Here is a 13,371-nt window from a genome sequence, read left to right on the forward strand (position 1 = left end):
GTAATTTCGGGTACAAGTGGCGAATTTCGTAATTAATATAATAGCACGCTGAATAAAATTTTCTATTATTATATTTTAATTCGTTACATGCAACAACCTAAATCCCGCAAAAGAAAAACGTTAGATCTGGAAATTTTCTTTATCATTATTGGTGCTGTTGTTTCGTTACCAGTGCTGAGTTTACTACTCTATAAACTATACAGGGCAGAAGAAACACTAATCCCTATCAGCAGTATAATTATTGTTGCAGGTATAAGTTCGGAGTACAGGCGGTATTTTAGTTGGAAAAAATTAGTTCTCATCTTATTGGGTGCATTTATAGCGAGTTTCTTTCTTTTGATACCATTATTGTACAAAGGAGTAATTGATAAGGAGGGCATAGAGGGTTGGGCGATGTCCTTTATTGGTATCCTGATCCTTGGAGTAGTTATAATACATCGCAAAGATTTTATGCCACGGATAAACGAAGGCGTAGTACTATTGCAAACCGTAGCCATTATTTATTGGGCAGCAGCAAACGATAATTCTTTTAAATATAATTGGTTCACCGACATATTTTTTGTCGCCGGTATTTTTCTTGCCCTATATACACTCCTTCAAATATTTACTTACAGTCCTCATTCGCGCACCGGCAAACTGTTACTGAGTACATGGAGCTGTATAATCGTATTTATAATAGGTATCGACAATACATACAAAGTAATTAGCGGCATTAAAATAGAAGATGCAGCCAGCACTACACAAATAGTATTTTTAACCCTCCAATATTTCTTATTAGGTGTTTCGGTTTTATACATTACCAATGCTGTAATAGTGGTGTTAAGCTTATTTGCAGGTAAGGGAAATTTAAATGAGGCCGACTATCGAGAAGAAAAAAGAGCATTGATAGATATACATGTATCAAGGGTTGGTTCGCGGCAGTTGAAAAAAATACACGGACTCGCAATAATCGCTGTTACAACAGTTGTTTTTGGCGCAAACTATTTCTTTAGGGTGCTACCTGCAAATTTCGTTATTTGGTGCACATTGGTTTTGCTGCCTACCGTTATGCACTATTATGATAGCCACTTCTTTTTACCTAAAATATCGAATGAGCCTGATGCAAAATATAGTTTTAAAAGAAGTTATAAGCGTTATCTATAAGTATCCCGCCAATTAGGGTGCTCATATAATTTATTGGGGTTGAATATGGCAGAAAGAAAATGAATTTATAAATGTAACAACAGATTGTTTGACGCCTCTAAATGCTAAATTGCACCATACTAAACCTTTATCCATTATGAGAAATTTTGCATTGTGCTTTATCCTGATAACCTTTTGCTTATCAAGCTGCGTTGATAAAAAAGAATCTGATGTGGCTGATCAGCCTTCACACGATGAGGTTATACCCGACAGTTTATCCGTAAAAACCTTTAATACCGCAGGCATCCAAATTGATAGTTCGGCATATGTTATGTACCCGCTTTCGCTCGATGAAAAACAAGCGGAGTATGATGAATATTCTTCATCAAAACGTTCCGGAGGATACAATTACTGGAATATCTCCTTTTATAATACGGAAACAAAAGAGTATCACCTGCTTAGTACCGACCGTAAAATGAGTATCGAGTCGTACAGCTTTTTAGATGAGGATGCGATAACTGATAAGGATACGCTCATTTATTACGATGTGAAAGTTGCAGATTATAATCAAGACGGAAAGCTGAATCTTGAAGATCCATCCTACCTGTTTATATCAAACAAAATAGGAAAGAATTTCAGGCAGATCTCGCCCGATGGCTACCATGTAACCAATTGGAAAGTTACCCGCCAAACAGGTAAAATCCTTATCAGTGCCAGGGTAGATACCAACCGCGACAAAAAGTTCGATGGGGAAGATAGTACGATACCTTTTATATACGATGTTAAAACCGGCACCATAGCTGTACCTATGTTCAACAAAAACTTTTTTGAATCAACTAATACGCTTTTTGACAAGCTGTGGCCTAAAAAACAAGATAAATAGAATAGATATACAGATGAGATAGCTCCCGCTTAAACCACTTACTGCCAGGTCACCAGAAGGTTAAAAACTTTTTAGAGAATATATTAACCGGGTTCAAGTTATGCCGGGTTACTTTCAATTCAATGCGTTAACTATATTACAGGAAGAGACACGGAATATAATAAAAGGCCCAGCGACAACTTCACCTCTTACAAGCTACAAAACGAATAACAGAACCAAGCCCGTTATGGTATGCGCCTTCGTTAAGAAGTATCTCGGTTTCCTCCAATTCTATAAAGTCATAATTACTAAAATCGGCCTTTATTTCATCAATAGAAAACAGTGAATCAAGATCCTTAGGGCCACCCACTTTTTCGTTTTGCGCCAAATAATGGAGATGTTTTTTACTAAATGCCTCGAAAATTACCATACCACCCTTCCGCAGGTATTTATTGAGTGTTATGTGCATGCGCGACTTTATAGCTGCCGGGAAATGGGCATATATCAAAGCGATGGCATCAAATTCATTTTCATTATACCCCAATGTCTCCAACTCTCCTACCCGGTAGTCGATAGTTACCTGATTTTTTTGAGCCAATTGTTCTGCTTTCTTTTGCCCCTGCGTGCTAATGTCGAATGCATATGCTGTCCACCCAAGTTGAGCGGCGAATACGGCATTTCTTCCCTCCCCCTCTGCCGGGAAAAGAATTTTCCCCGGATCTATTTTCACAAGTTGCTCTTTTAAGTAATTATTGGGCTGCTCTCCGTAAGCAAACTCGCTATCACTGTAACGGTCGTTCCACCTATTGGTCCATGTATCTGCCATATCTATAAATGCTGTTTTTATTAAAATGATTTCGCACGAAAATAAACATCATTCAGCGCTTAAATGAGCAGTGCAAGGTAAATCACATCACCTTGTTTATATTTGGTCTAAATAAGATATCTTTGCCGAAAACTTTACTCATACCACAATTTATGCTATCTCATCAATTAGCCGTTCAAAAAGGCGGTGTTTTGCGCACTTATTGCAGAATACTCCAAATTACAGCCTCCCTTTTTATTTTATTTTTAGCTATTCCGTTTACTATATCGGCGCAAACATCCAATGCCGGAAACGCCGCTGTTAATGGCTCGGTAACTGATTCCGAAGGTCACGCTTTGCCCTACGCGACAGTTAGCGTATCCGGCGGTACCAATGGCCGTACAGATGAACAAGGCAAATTTGAATTTAAAGGCTTAACAGCCGGTGTTCACCAGGTTAGCGTTAGTATGGTTGGCTATCAGCCTGTGACTAAAAATGTAGAACTTGTTGCCAATAGCAGTGTTGAAGTTTCATTTGAACTGCAAGGCGGCAATGCCTTATCAGAAGTGGTAGTAACCGCCGGGCGGAAAGCGGAGAGCATTAATGAAGTACCTTCATCGGTGAGTATATTAAACGCCCGCCAGGTAAGGGAGCAACTCAATGTAAATCCTTCTGTAGCATCTATATTAGGTAATACTATACCCGGTTTAGGTACAGCCACCAACAAAGCCACCAATTCGGGCCAAACCCTGCGCGGACGCCAGGTACTGGTACTGATAAACGGAATCCCGCAATCAACGCCGTTAATGAACGGCAGCCGCGATATCCGCACGCTTGACCCGGCAGTGATTGACCGTATAGAGGTGATCAAAGGCGCTACCTCTATTTATGGTAACGGCTCGGCAGGCGGTATTATCAACTTCATTACCAAAAAACCTGCTACTGATAAAACTTTTTCGGGCACCTCAAGTATTGGCATGAGCGGCAACCTCGCCAACACGGCCAATACGTTAGGCTACCGTGTATCGCAATCTTTCGCGGGTACTATTAACCGCTTTTCGTATGTGGTGAATGGCACGTACAATTACACCGGGGTACAGCGCGACGCCAAAGGAAATGTGAACGCCCAACCCGACGGACTTGGCGAAAACGCGCTTTACAATACCTTTGTTAAATTGGGTTATCACATTGATGATAACAGCGACGTAACCGCCTCATATAACCTTTTCAGAAGCACCCAAAACAGCGATTATGTGAACGTGATAGGCAAATACGGCGTTAACCCGTCAGTTGGCCAAAAAGGTGATGACCCGGGCGAACCGGCCGGTACGCCTTATAACCATAATGTTTTGGTATCGTACCATAACAAGGCGCTGCCATATAATACCACGCTTGATCTTTCGGGCTATTACAACGGTTTTATATCCATGAACCGTTATGTGGCACAGGCAAGCGCATGGTACGGGCCGGGTCAAACTAAAATACAATCGTTCAAGAAAGGCTTACGTGTTACCTTGAATACCCCATGGACAATGGGCGCTTTAGGTGATGGCGAAGTAACCTACGGCCTCGACCTGTTAAACGACCGTACCGACCAAATACTTACTGATGGCCGTGTTTACATACCCGACATGAACATGGTTAACCTGGCCCCGTACGCGCAAATGAAGCTCGACCTGTTAACCAACTTTATTTTGAAGGCGGGCATCCGTTATGAAAATGCCAATGTTAAGGTGAAAGACTACAGCACCATTGCCAAAGGGCCAAATAACGAGGGCAGCATTGCGGTAACAGGCGGTAAGATCCCTTACAAAACCACTACTTTTAATGCTGGTTTGCGCTACAACAAATATGAAATATTTAACCCTTTCGTAAGCTTTTCGCAAGGCTTTGCCATTAATGAGCTTGGACGGATATTAAGGAGCGCTACGAGCAATACGCTGGAAAGTATTACTACCGACCCTATTATTACCAATAACTACGAGGCAGGTTTCAGCAGCACGATAGGTAAATTGAATTTAACGGCATCTTACTATATCAGTAAATCAAACCTGGGTGCCAACTTAGTTGATAACGGCAATGGCGTATTGGTGGCACAGCGCGAACCCGAAAACATACATGGTTATGAGCTTACTGCCGACCTGCTGCTTAGTCCGCAATGGACAGTTGGTGGTAGCTACGCCTATGTAGAAGGTAAATCAGAGCAAACCAACGGCACAAAAGTATACCTGAATGGCTTGCGTATAGCGCCGCCAAAGGCTACCGGTTACCTTGGCTACCGCCCTTACAGCAAGCTTGATATGAAACTTTTTTGGGTTTACACCGGCAGCAGAGACCGCTTCGATGTACGTTCTACCGGTTTATATGCTAACAGCGAAGGGCCTGTAAAGTCAATCAATTTGTTCAACTTTGTAGCCAACTATAAGTTCACCAGTAAATTTTCGGCAGGCTTAGGTGTGGAGAACCTGTTCAATAATTCCTACTATCCGGTAGTTAGCCAGTATCGTGCTATCGATGCCGAGTATGTTCGCGGCAATGGGGCAACAGCTAACCTGAATCTTTACTACAATTTTTAAATATGGCGAAAAAAGCGTTTCTGTGGCTGCACAGGTGGTTAGGGCTGGTCACCGGTATTGTTGTGATCATTGTAAGTGTGACGGGCTGCATCAACGTTTTTGCCGACGAACTAAAGGAATACTTTTATCACGACCGCTACTTCAGACCGGTTGAAAACAAGCCGGTGCAAAACTTCAGCGTTCTGCGTGCCAACGCGCAGAACGCCCTTGGTGAAAAATACAAGATAAGCCGTTGCGAGGTTTACCCTGCAACCAACCGTAACTGGATTTTCAGGGCCTCCAAAACCAATGCCGAAGCGTTTGGGCATTGGAACTATTACAAGTACTATTACCGCGTTTACATTAACCCGGTAAGCGGCAAGGTGGCTTATGTTGAAGAGACCCGCAACGAGTTTTTTCAATTGGTGCTGAGTTTACACCTCAACCTGCTTTTGGGCGAACATATAGGCGGCATGATCACCGGTGTATCTGTGGCCTGCTTTTTTGTGATATTGTTAAGCGGCCTGGTGATATGGTGGCCTGCCAAGTGGAAAAAGAAAGCATTGAAAGCCAAAGTCTTTATAAAAAAAGGTACCGGCAAAAAAAGGTTCAATTACGATCTGCATACCGTGCTTGGCTTTTATGTTCTGATACCGGCCCTCATTATTTGTATCACCGGGTTGGTTTTCGCTTTTGATTGGGCCGATAGTTCTGTACAATACCTGGCTAACGGCGCGCAGGTGGTAAAAAAGCGGAAGATCCCCAAATCAACACCAAACACTAATTACAATTGGAACGCGATAGATAGCGCTGTTGCCGGCTTGCTTAACAGCTACCCTGATGCCGATGCTTTTTCCATACGTTTCCGGGAGAAGAAGACCGATCCTTTTGATGTTCAGGTAAGGTTAGCAGAAAAACGTACGCATGAGTTTGAATGGTATTATTTTGACCGTAACACCGGCAAGCTTTTACTGAAGTATGGAAACGAAAACTTAAAAGGCGGCGAAAACATAAGAAGTATGAATTACGACCTGCACACCGGCGCTTATTCGGGCATCCCTACCAAAATACTTGCTTTTATCGCTTCATTTATTTGCGCTTCGTTACCTGTTACCGGTTTTATCATATGGTATAACAAACGCAAGCCACGGCAACGCAGCGTGCGCCACAAACCTGTTTCTATAAATGCGTCATAAAGCACTTAATATTAACATCTACAAAAAAGGCTGCTCCCGGTAATATGGGAACAGCCTTTTTCATTCGTGCTGAATAGCTTTTGAAATAATATCTTAGTACTCTTTAAGGGCTATGCCGTAGGGATAAGTGTAAGCACTATTGGTAAGAACAGTTTTAACGCCGTTTTTCCAATAACAACCTAAGAACTGATCACGACCCGATACGTATATATCACCTGTACTTGAAACCGCGAGGCTGCCGGGGGTACTATCCACATTGCCATTGGTAGCTGATGAGCTAACAGTTAATACCGGGCTTCCGGTATTTTTCCATATAAAAAAGCTTGAATAAGGAGCCGTTGAATTATATCCCACGCAACTTACATATACATCAGTACCTGAAACAGCGAGGCCAATGCTGCTTTGGCCATTATTAGCGGGGCCACCGGTTAGCGGAACAATAACACCGTTTTTCCAAAAGTAGAGTGTATTTGTTCCGGTTCCGGCAATGTATACGTCTGATCCTACCACTGCAATGCGCGCGCTATGTACATTATTACTACTGGTTAAGCCATATTCTATACCGTTTTTCCAGTATATGCCGGTATTGTAACCGGTTGGTAACTGTTTGCTACCTGCAACATACACATCGCTGCCAACAACGGTTATATCTGTAGCATAAGTTTTGTAACTACCGGAGCCAATTATTGTGTATACGCCGTTTTTCCATACCACAGCACGTGCCATAGCCGAACCACCGGGAGGAGTTATGGTAGACGTACCCACTACATATACATCGGTTCCGGCTATAAAAATGCTGTTAACTTGATTAGACGATGAATTAGGTAATGCCGGTAAATTTACCACAACGCCGTTTTTCCAATAACGTGGCTGCCAGGAACCAGAGGGCGATTCATACCCGCAAATATAAACGTCATTACCAGCTATTTTTATACCGGTAGCATGAGCGTCGGCTGTACTTGAGGGTAAGGTTACCGGGCTGGCGGTATTGAGAAAATATCGGGCATATAGCCTGCCAACACCACCGCTGCTGAAATGGGCAGCAATGTGTACATCAACAGTGGTGCTTGATGTTTTGGCTGTTGGCTTATTACCAACCTTTTCGGCAGATTGTGGTGCTTTGGCATCTTTTTTACAGCCAAAGGCAAATAAGAGCAGGGCAATAAATGCCATGTTTTTCATAACACGATTGTTTTTCATTTCTTTTCAAATAAATGGTTTATAAATTGGTGTATTTAAGCTAACGCATGCATAGGTAAGCATGGGCGCTATTCAGTAGAATGCTATGGATAAAGGAAGGCGGTATTAAATTGCTTAAATGTTTTAGCTAATTTTTGAATGGTTTTATGAAAGGTGCAGGTTAACATGTGCAAAGAATTTGATAAGGCAATTGGTTGCCTCTAAGTTAATTATTGCTTTTAAACCGCCAAATACTTTTTGAATTATTTTCCATCTGTTAATTAAATTGCCATTCGGTCAATGTCGTTGGTATTTTGGCTCCATTACTTCTTATATCTATTTAACAGATTTATTCACCTTTTAAATATTTTGCAATTTGATGGGTGATAATTCGTACATATATTACACATAGTAATAAACACTCATGATAAGCAATGAATAACAACAGATTATCAACGGCTGAACTGCGTGAAGCTTTCTTTATGGCGCTTTATAAAAAGGCCTTTTCGCCCGTTGCCCGTTATGTGGCCCGAATGGGCGGCAGCCTTGAAGAAGCGCAGGATATTTTTCAGGATACGCTGGTTATATATTACGAAAAGGTTGCGTCAACACAGGCCAACGTACTGAATGAAAAGGCTTATTTATTAGGTATTGCTAAAAGGCTGTGGTTGCAGCATTATAAAACCGGCAGCAAGAACCAGCCTTTAAACGGGTTCGACACCGAAGCCATTACCGATGAACAACCTGCCACCGGCAAAATAATGCGCTACCTCGAAACCGCCGGTAAAAAATGTATGGAACTGCTTAAGGCTTGTTATTACGATCATTTACCGGTTGGTGATGTGGCTACCCTTTTCGGCTACTCAGGCACGCACTCGGCAACGGTAGCGAAGTATAAATGCCTCGAAAAAGTAAGAGAAACCGTTAAACAAAAATCATTAACCTATGCGGACTTCATTGAATAACATTAAAACGATCGACGATTACCTTTTAGGTTATATGCCCGCCGCCGACAAGCTTTTGTTTGAAGCCAACATGTTATTAAATGATGATTTGGCAAGCGATACAGCGCATCAGCGGCTCACTCATGAAACCATCAGGCAATACGGCCGGCAAAAAATAAAGGCGGAGATTATTTCGGCACAACAAAAATTAACCGCTGCACCGCAACACCGGGATTTTATACAGCGCATTGTTAACCTGTTCAAAAAGCATTAAAAATGGATATCAATCATAACGAATTTAGAAAATACGCGGTTAAACATCATCGCATAGGCAGCCAGCATGTGGATAGCTATATCGGTCGTGCAATAAACATCCCCAAAAACATGACGCCTTACATTACAGAGGAGCGCCAGATGAACATAGCGCAAATGGACGTTTTTTCGCGGTTGATGATGGACCGCATCATATTTTTAGGCGAACCCGTTGCCGACAGAATGGCAAACATCATACAGGCACAGCTGCTTTTTTTGCAATCGGTAGATGCTAAGAAAGACATCCAGTTGTATATCAATTCGCCGGGTGGCGATGTATATTCAGGGATGGGGATTTATGATACCATGCAATTGATCACACCTGATGTGGGCACCATTTGTATTGGCATGGCCTGCTCTATGAGCGCTATTTTACTTTGCGCGGGTAAGGCCGGTAAGCGAGCCGCCTTACAGCATTCTCGCGTGATGATCCACCAGCCTTCGGGTGGTGTGCAGGGCGTTTCGGCAGATATTGAAATTACAGCGCAGCAGGTGATAAAAGTAAAGCAGGATCTCTATAAGATCATCGCTAAACATAGCGGACAAACGTACGATTGGGTGCACAAAGCATCTGACCGCGACTACTGGATGACAGGCCCCGAAGCAAAGCAACACGGCATGGTCGACGAGGTTTTGGGAGATATAGATTAACACAGCTACCTGCATAAACCCGGCCCGGATAGAAAAGTGGTCGAAGATAATGAGCTTATTATATTGCTTTTTCATTATCTTCACCATTACCGGCAGGTAAATGTAGCTGTATATGTTTCAAATAGATAACTCTTTCATCAATCTTATCTTCTTAGGCATGATCGCCCTGTTCCCGGTGATCAATCCTATCGGCTCGGCATTTATGGTATCACCTTACCTGGCCCACCTTTGCCCGGCGGATAAACGTGTGGCCGTACAAAAGATCACTATTTACGCTTTCTTTATTTGCATTATCTCGCTGTTTGCCGGGCAGTATATTTTAAGGCTGTTCGGCATTTCTATGCCTATCGTACAGCTTGGCGGGGGCATCATGATCTGTAAGATGGGCTGGGAGTTCTTGTCAACTGATGATAAAAAAGACACCGCAGAGGGTGTAGAAAAGCCCGCCGTGGTTCCTTTCAAAAGCATAGCCAATCGGTTGTTTTACCCCATTACCTTCCCTATCACCACGGGGGCGGGCACTATATCGGTACTGTTTACACTTGGTGCCCACGTAACCGTTTTTGGCAGCCGAGAGTATTATATGAATATGCTATCGATCATTTTGGCCATCACCGCGATGTGCGTGCTGGTATATATCTTTTACCTCAACACCGAAAAACTGATCCATTACCTGGGCGAAAACGGCGAGATGGTAGTGAACCGTATATCCGCTTTCCTGATATTTTGCGTGGGTTTAAAAATAGGCTTCTCCGGCCTGACAACCATACTCCATTTATAAATCCGACTGATAATTCTATACACCTGTTTCAGTCAGGGTAAGTATGCAATATCAATAAGCTATTTTGTTGTTTAAGGCGTTTATGCTATCGGTTACTACAATCTTTTCGCAAAGCGGCCTGGCGTATTTCTCTACAAATACCTGGTGGATAGGGTCTGCATCGTAAGCGTTATGAGCGTCGATATCATCAAATAATATCAGCAGCGATACATCATAACTGCGATCAACCACATCGCCAAAGGTATCGGCAGGAATGCCCACATGGTATTCGCGAATATGGGTAATGGGTGCCAAAGCATGCAAACCTTCAATAAGGAGTTCGCGGTCGCCACGGTTCTTTAACCAAAAGTGTACGTGGTGGGTAAAAGTGTTTTTAAGTAACATGATAATTGGTTGTTTATTATAACCCGAAATGTTTTAATACCAATTTAATAATGACTGTGATTGGCAATAATAGAATTGTAATTACAAGTTTCATTTTAATTTGACCTATAATAGTCTTGTTTTCTTTTTCTATTTTGTCTTTATAATTTTTATCTCCCTTACTTATTACAAATGGCTTAACCTGTTTTATAGAGTTTATTTTTTTTGAAAGATACTTAATACAGAATCTGCTAATCAAATTACCTATAGAATAAAGAACTAATACAGTAATAGTTAAACTCAATAATGTATCCAAAGAAAGTTCTTTAAAAAGACCCAAATTTTGTATTTGACTAAAAAACAAGAATAAAATAAAAGGAAGAAAGACTGGCATAAGCTTATCAATAGGATATAAAACTTCCTCGTAACGTTTTTTTAAAAAGTCATGCATCCAAGTGTTAGGAATATCTTTTAAGCCATCATACCATTTATTTATAATATCCAGTAACTCTGTAGCAATTACTTGATTTATAAAATCTATCTTACACACAGCATCTGCCCTGTTTTCCATTATTTCCGTTTCATCATCAGAACTAAATAATATTTGGAACATATCTTTAGGCGGTAATGAATCACCTATCTTCAGTTTTAAGGTATGGCGTTGAGGAAGTTTATAAGTAGGTAATTGAATATTAATATCCCATGATATGCTTACATGTCTAATCGTTTCATTTTCCAAATCCCAATTTTTTATTTCAAACTCTGACCAATTTGCATAGTTAAAAACATCTTTTTCACAAATCAAGCTTATCAAAGTTATAGATGTTTCTAATTGGTGATTCCTTAATTTGGTAATGATCCGATTATTGATATCAATAAAATCACTTAGCTCTACAGATTTTTTCCCTTCAAGCACCCTAATCTGGGAATCAGGCTTTGCATTTAAAAGATAGTATAAAGTTTTAAAATGTTCAATTGTTTGGTTTTCAAATGCATCATTTTTAGCTAATGCTGTTGTAGTTTCTTGCATCATGATATTGTTTTAGGTTTAATGACACAAAATAACTATTCTTCTTAACAAATGAAAATTCTTATATTTAATACTCCAACACCACGTGCGGTTTGTAAGTATTGGTACGCACTTCGGCTTTCAGTTCGTGCAATATGTTGTATAACCCGAAATTGGTGCGGTTAACATAAATGAAATGCTTAACGCCGCGGGCTTGTTTAAACTCGGGCATCTTTGATATTTTTTCGCCGTAACGGTATAGCTCGTCAAAAAACTCCGACTGGCTAAAATCGAACGTTTCATTAATATACGGCATCGCGAATAGGCCGATCATCTGCTTATACATACCATAATAAAACTCTACCTGCGCCGGGGTATCGTTAGGCAGTATCATTTCCAGCAGGCGGAAAGCCTTGATGGTTTCCTCCTTATTATCCAATAAATTGGTTGAGGTAAGCGAGAAGAAAGGCGTATAAAACTCTTCGGGCATCTCTTTAATACAGCCAAAATCAATCACGCCTAATTTGCCATCGGGCGTTATCATAAAATTACCGGGATGCGGATCGGCATGTACGGCGCGCATTTCGTGCTGCTGGTAATTATAAAAATCCCACAGCGCCTGCCCTATCGTATTGCGCAACTCCTGCGATGGATTGGTATTCAAAAACTCGCGCAGGTGTTTACCTTCCAGCCAGTCCATAGTAATAACGCGCTTGCCCGAAAGTTCGGGGTAATAGATTGGGAACACAACATTATCTAAAATAGAACAAGCGGTAGAAAACTCGATAGACCGGCGTACTTCCAGCTCGTAATCGGTTTCTTCCAGCAGGCGCTCTTCTACTTCGCGCATATAAATATCCAACTCCTTTTCGCTCATACCCAGCAAGCGAAAAGCGAAAGGCTTAACCAGTTTCAGGTCGGATGATATGGAATCGCCCACACCCGGATACTGAATTTTAACTGCCAGTTTTTTACCGTTCAGTTCGGCCTGGTGCACCTGCCCTATCGAGGCGGCATTGGTGGAGCGCAGGTTAAATTTATCGTAGATCTGATCGGGCGTTTTGCTAAACAGCTTGCGGAAGGTTTGCACGATCAGCGGTCCGGATAGCGGCGGGGCATTATATTGCGATTGCGAGAACTTATCAACATAAGCCTGCGGCAGCAGGTTCTTATCCATGCTGAGCATTTGCGCCACCTTAAGGGCGCTGCCTTTCAGTTCGCTTAATGATTGATATATATCAGCCGCGTTATCCTCGTTCAGCTCTGTTTTATCCATTTCGGGATTGAACAGTTTTTTTGAATAGTGCTTAATATAGTTGCCGCCAATTTTAAAGCCCGTTTTTACAAACTTGGCCGAGCGTTCAACTTTACTGGTGGGTATACTATTTTGTTCTTTAGGGGTATCACTCATGTGTTTAAAATCAGGATATGGCAATCGTAATAAAGGCTTGGGATTTTTGTGTACTTAGAATTAATAGTTGATTAGACAAGCGACGAGATTGCTTCGTTCCTCGTAATGACAAGTGGGTTGCTTTATTCACAACTCACCAATAGCCACTAACGATATCCCTCATTCACCACTCACTAAATCA

13 protein-coding genes are annotated in these 13,371 nt (G+C 41.6%); 8 read left to right on the forward strand and 5 right to left on the reverse strand.

The genetic code is table 11. The features are described 5' to 3' along the window. Window positions 1-87 precede the first annotated feature (87 nt). Window positions 88-1,143: a hypothetical protein gene (locus tag AC07NA_RS19935; protein ID WP_494899267.1), complete on the forward strand. Its 1,056-nt coding sequence runs from the start codon at window positions 88-90 to the stop codon at window positions 1,141-1,143. 136 nt (window positions 1,144-1,279) lie between these two features. Further along, window positions 1,280-2,005 carry a hypothetical protein gene (locus tag AC07NA_RS19940; RefSeq protein WP_494899268.1) on the forward strand — a complete coding sequence of 242 codons (726 nt, stop codon included), beginning with the start codon at window positions 1,280-1,282 and terminating at the stop codon, window positions 2,003-2,005. 181 nt (window positions 2,006-2,186) lie between these two features. On the opposite strand, the gene AC07NA_RS19945 is transcribed toward AC07NA_RS19940, so the two are convergent. Further along, window positions 2,187-2,810: a class I SAM-dependent methyltransferase gene (locus AC07NA_RS19945; RefSeq protein ID WP_494899269.1), complete on the reverse strand. Its 624-nt coding sequence runs from the start codon at window positions 2,808-2,810 to the stop codon at window positions 2,187-2,189. A gap of 152 nt (window positions 2,811-2,962) precedes the next feature. On the opposite strand from AC07NA_RS19945, the gene AC07NA_RS19950 reads away from it, so the two are divergent. Beyond that, the gene (locus AC07NA_RS19950) at window positions 2,963-5,365 is read left to right on the forward strand and encodes a TonB-dependent receptor (protein WP_494899270.1); all 2,403 of its coding nucleotides are present in this window, start codon (window positions 2,963-2,965) and stop codon (window positions 5,363-5,365) included. 2 nt (window positions 5,366-5,367) lie between these two features. Further along, complete coding sequence (locus tag AC07NA_RS19955) at window positions 5,368-6,540, forward strand: PepSY-associated TM helix domain-containing protein (protein WP_494899271.1); 1,173 nt, start codon at window positions 5,368-5,370, stop codon at window positions 6,538-6,540. A gap of 93 nt (window positions 6,541-6,633) precedes the next feature. Here the strand turns inward: AC07NA_RS19955 and AC07NA_RS19960 are convergent, their stop codons facing one another. Then, on the reverse strand, window positions 6,634-7,740 hold the full coding sequence (locus tag AC07NA_RS19960) for a hypothetical protein (protein ID WP_494899272.1): 1,107 nt from the start codon (window positions 7,738-7,740) through the stop codon (window positions 6,634-6,636). Between the two features lie 413 nt (window positions 7,741-8,153). On the opposite strand from AC07NA_RS19960, the gene AC07NA_RS19965 reads away from it, so the two are divergent. From AC07NA_RS19965 to AC07NA_RS19980, 4 genes are all read left to right on the forward strand, one after another. Then, complete coding sequence (locus tag AC07NA_RS19965) at window positions 8,154-8,684, forward strand: RNA polymerase sigma factor (protein WP_494899273.1); 531 nt, start codon at window positions 8,154-8,156, stop codon at window positions 8,682-8,684. Next, entirely contained in the window at window positions 8,665-8,937 is a 273-nt protein-coding gene (locus AC07NA_RS19970; protein WP_494899274.1) for a hypothetical protein, read from the forward strand. The genes AC07NA_RS19965 and AC07NA_RS19970 overlap by 20 nt, the downstream gene beginning before the upstream one ends. 2 nt (window positions 8,938-8,939) lie before the next feature. After that, entirely contained in the window at window positions 8,940-9,626 is a 687-nt protein-coding gene (locus tag AC07NA_RS19975; RefSeq protein ID WP_494899275.1) for an ATP-dependent Clp protease proteolytic subunit, read from the forward strand. Between the two features lie 112 nt (window positions 9,627-9,738). Next, window positions 9,739-10,407 (forward strand): MarC family protein, encoded by a 669-nt coding sequence (locus tag AC07NA_RS19980; protein WP_494899276.1) that lies wholly within the window; start codon window positions 9,739-9,741, stop codon window positions 10,405-10,407. 51 nt (window positions 10,408-10,458) lie between these two features. On the opposite strand, the gene AC07NA_RS19985 is transcribed toward AC07NA_RS19980, so the two are convergent. From AC07NA_RS19985 to AC07NA_RS19995, 3 genes are all read right to left on the reverse strand, one after another. Continuing rightward, the gene (locus AC07NA_RS19985; RefSeq protein ID WP_494899277.1) at window positions 10,459-10,791 is read right to left on the reverse strand and encodes a Dabb family protein; all 333 of its coding nucleotides are present in this window, start codon (window positions 10,789-10,791) and stop codon (window positions 10,459-10,461) included. 16 nt (window positions 10,792-10,807) lie between these two features. Next, window positions 10,808-11,803 carry a hypothetical protein gene (locus AC07NA_RS19990; RefSeq protein ID WP_494899278.1) on the reverse strand — a complete coding sequence of 332 codons (996 nt, stop codon included), beginning with the start codon at window positions 11,801-11,803 and terminating at the stop codon, window positions 10,808-10,810. A 64-nt stretch (window positions 11,804-11,867) separates the two neighbouring features. Further along, window positions 11,868-13,190, reverse strand: a complete 1,323-nt coding sequence (locus AC07NA_RS19995) for an ABC1 kinase family protein (protein ID WP_494899279.1) — start codon at window positions 13,188-13,190, stop codon at window positions 11,868-11,870. Window positions 13,191-13,371 lie beyond the last annotated feature (181 nt).

The organism is Mucilaginibacter sp. GW821-FHT07G05, from assembly GCF_059418565.1.

Bases quoted from the DNA above. Each gene is read 5' to 3' on its own strand.
- AC07NA_RS19935 (WP_494899267.1), top strand. From the start codon at position 88: ATGCAACAACCTAAATCCCGCAAAAGAAAAACGTTAGATCTGGAAATT.
- AC07NA_RS19940 (WP_494899268.1), top strand. From the start codon at position 1,280: ATGAGAAATTTTGCATTGTGCTTTATCCTGATAACCTTTTGCTTATCA.
- AC07NA_RS19945 (WP_494899269.1), bottom strand. From the start codon at position 2,810: ATGGCAGATACATGGACCAATAGGTGGAACGACCGTTACAGTGATAGC.
- AC07NA_RS19950 (WP_494899270.1), top strand. From the start codon at position 2,963: ATGCTATCTCATCAATTAGCCGTTCAAAAAGGCGGTGTTTTGCGCACT.
- AC07NA_RS19955 (WP_494899271.1), top strand. From the start codon at position 5,368: ATGGCGAAAAAAGCGTTTCTGTGGCTGCACAGGTGGTTAGGGCTGGTC.
- AC07NA_RS19960 (WP_494899272.1), bottom strand. From the start codon at position 7,740: ATGAAAAACAATCGTGTTATGAAAAACATGGCATTTATTGCCCTGCTC.
- AC07NA_RS19965 (WP_494899273.1), top strand. From the start codon at position 8,154: ATGAATAACAACAGATTATCAACGGCTGAACTGCGTGAAGCTTTCTTT.
- AC07NA_RS19970 (WP_494899274.1), top strand. From the start codon at position 8,665: ATGCGGACTTCATTGAATAACATTAAAACGATCGACGATTACCTTTTA.
- AC07NA_RS19975 (WP_494899275.1), top strand. From the start codon at position 8,940: ATGGATATCAATCATAACGAATTTAGAAAATACGCGGTTAAACATCAT.
- AC07NA_RS19980 (WP_494899276.1), top strand. From the start codon at position 9,739: ATGTTTCAAATAGATAACTCTTTCATCAATCTTATCTTCTTAGGCATG.
- AC07NA_RS19985 (WP_494899277.1), bottom strand. From the start codon at position 10,791: ATGTTACTTAAAAACACTTTTACCCACCACGTACACTTTTGGTTAAAG.
- AC07NA_RS19990 (WP_494899278.1), bottom strand. From the start codon at position 11,803: ATGATGCAAGAAACTACAACAGCATTAGCTAAAAATGATGCATTTGAA.
- AC07NA_RS19995 (WP_494899279.1), bottom strand. From the start codon at position 13,190: ATGAGTGATACCCCTAAAGAACAAAATAGTATACCCACCAGTAAAGTT.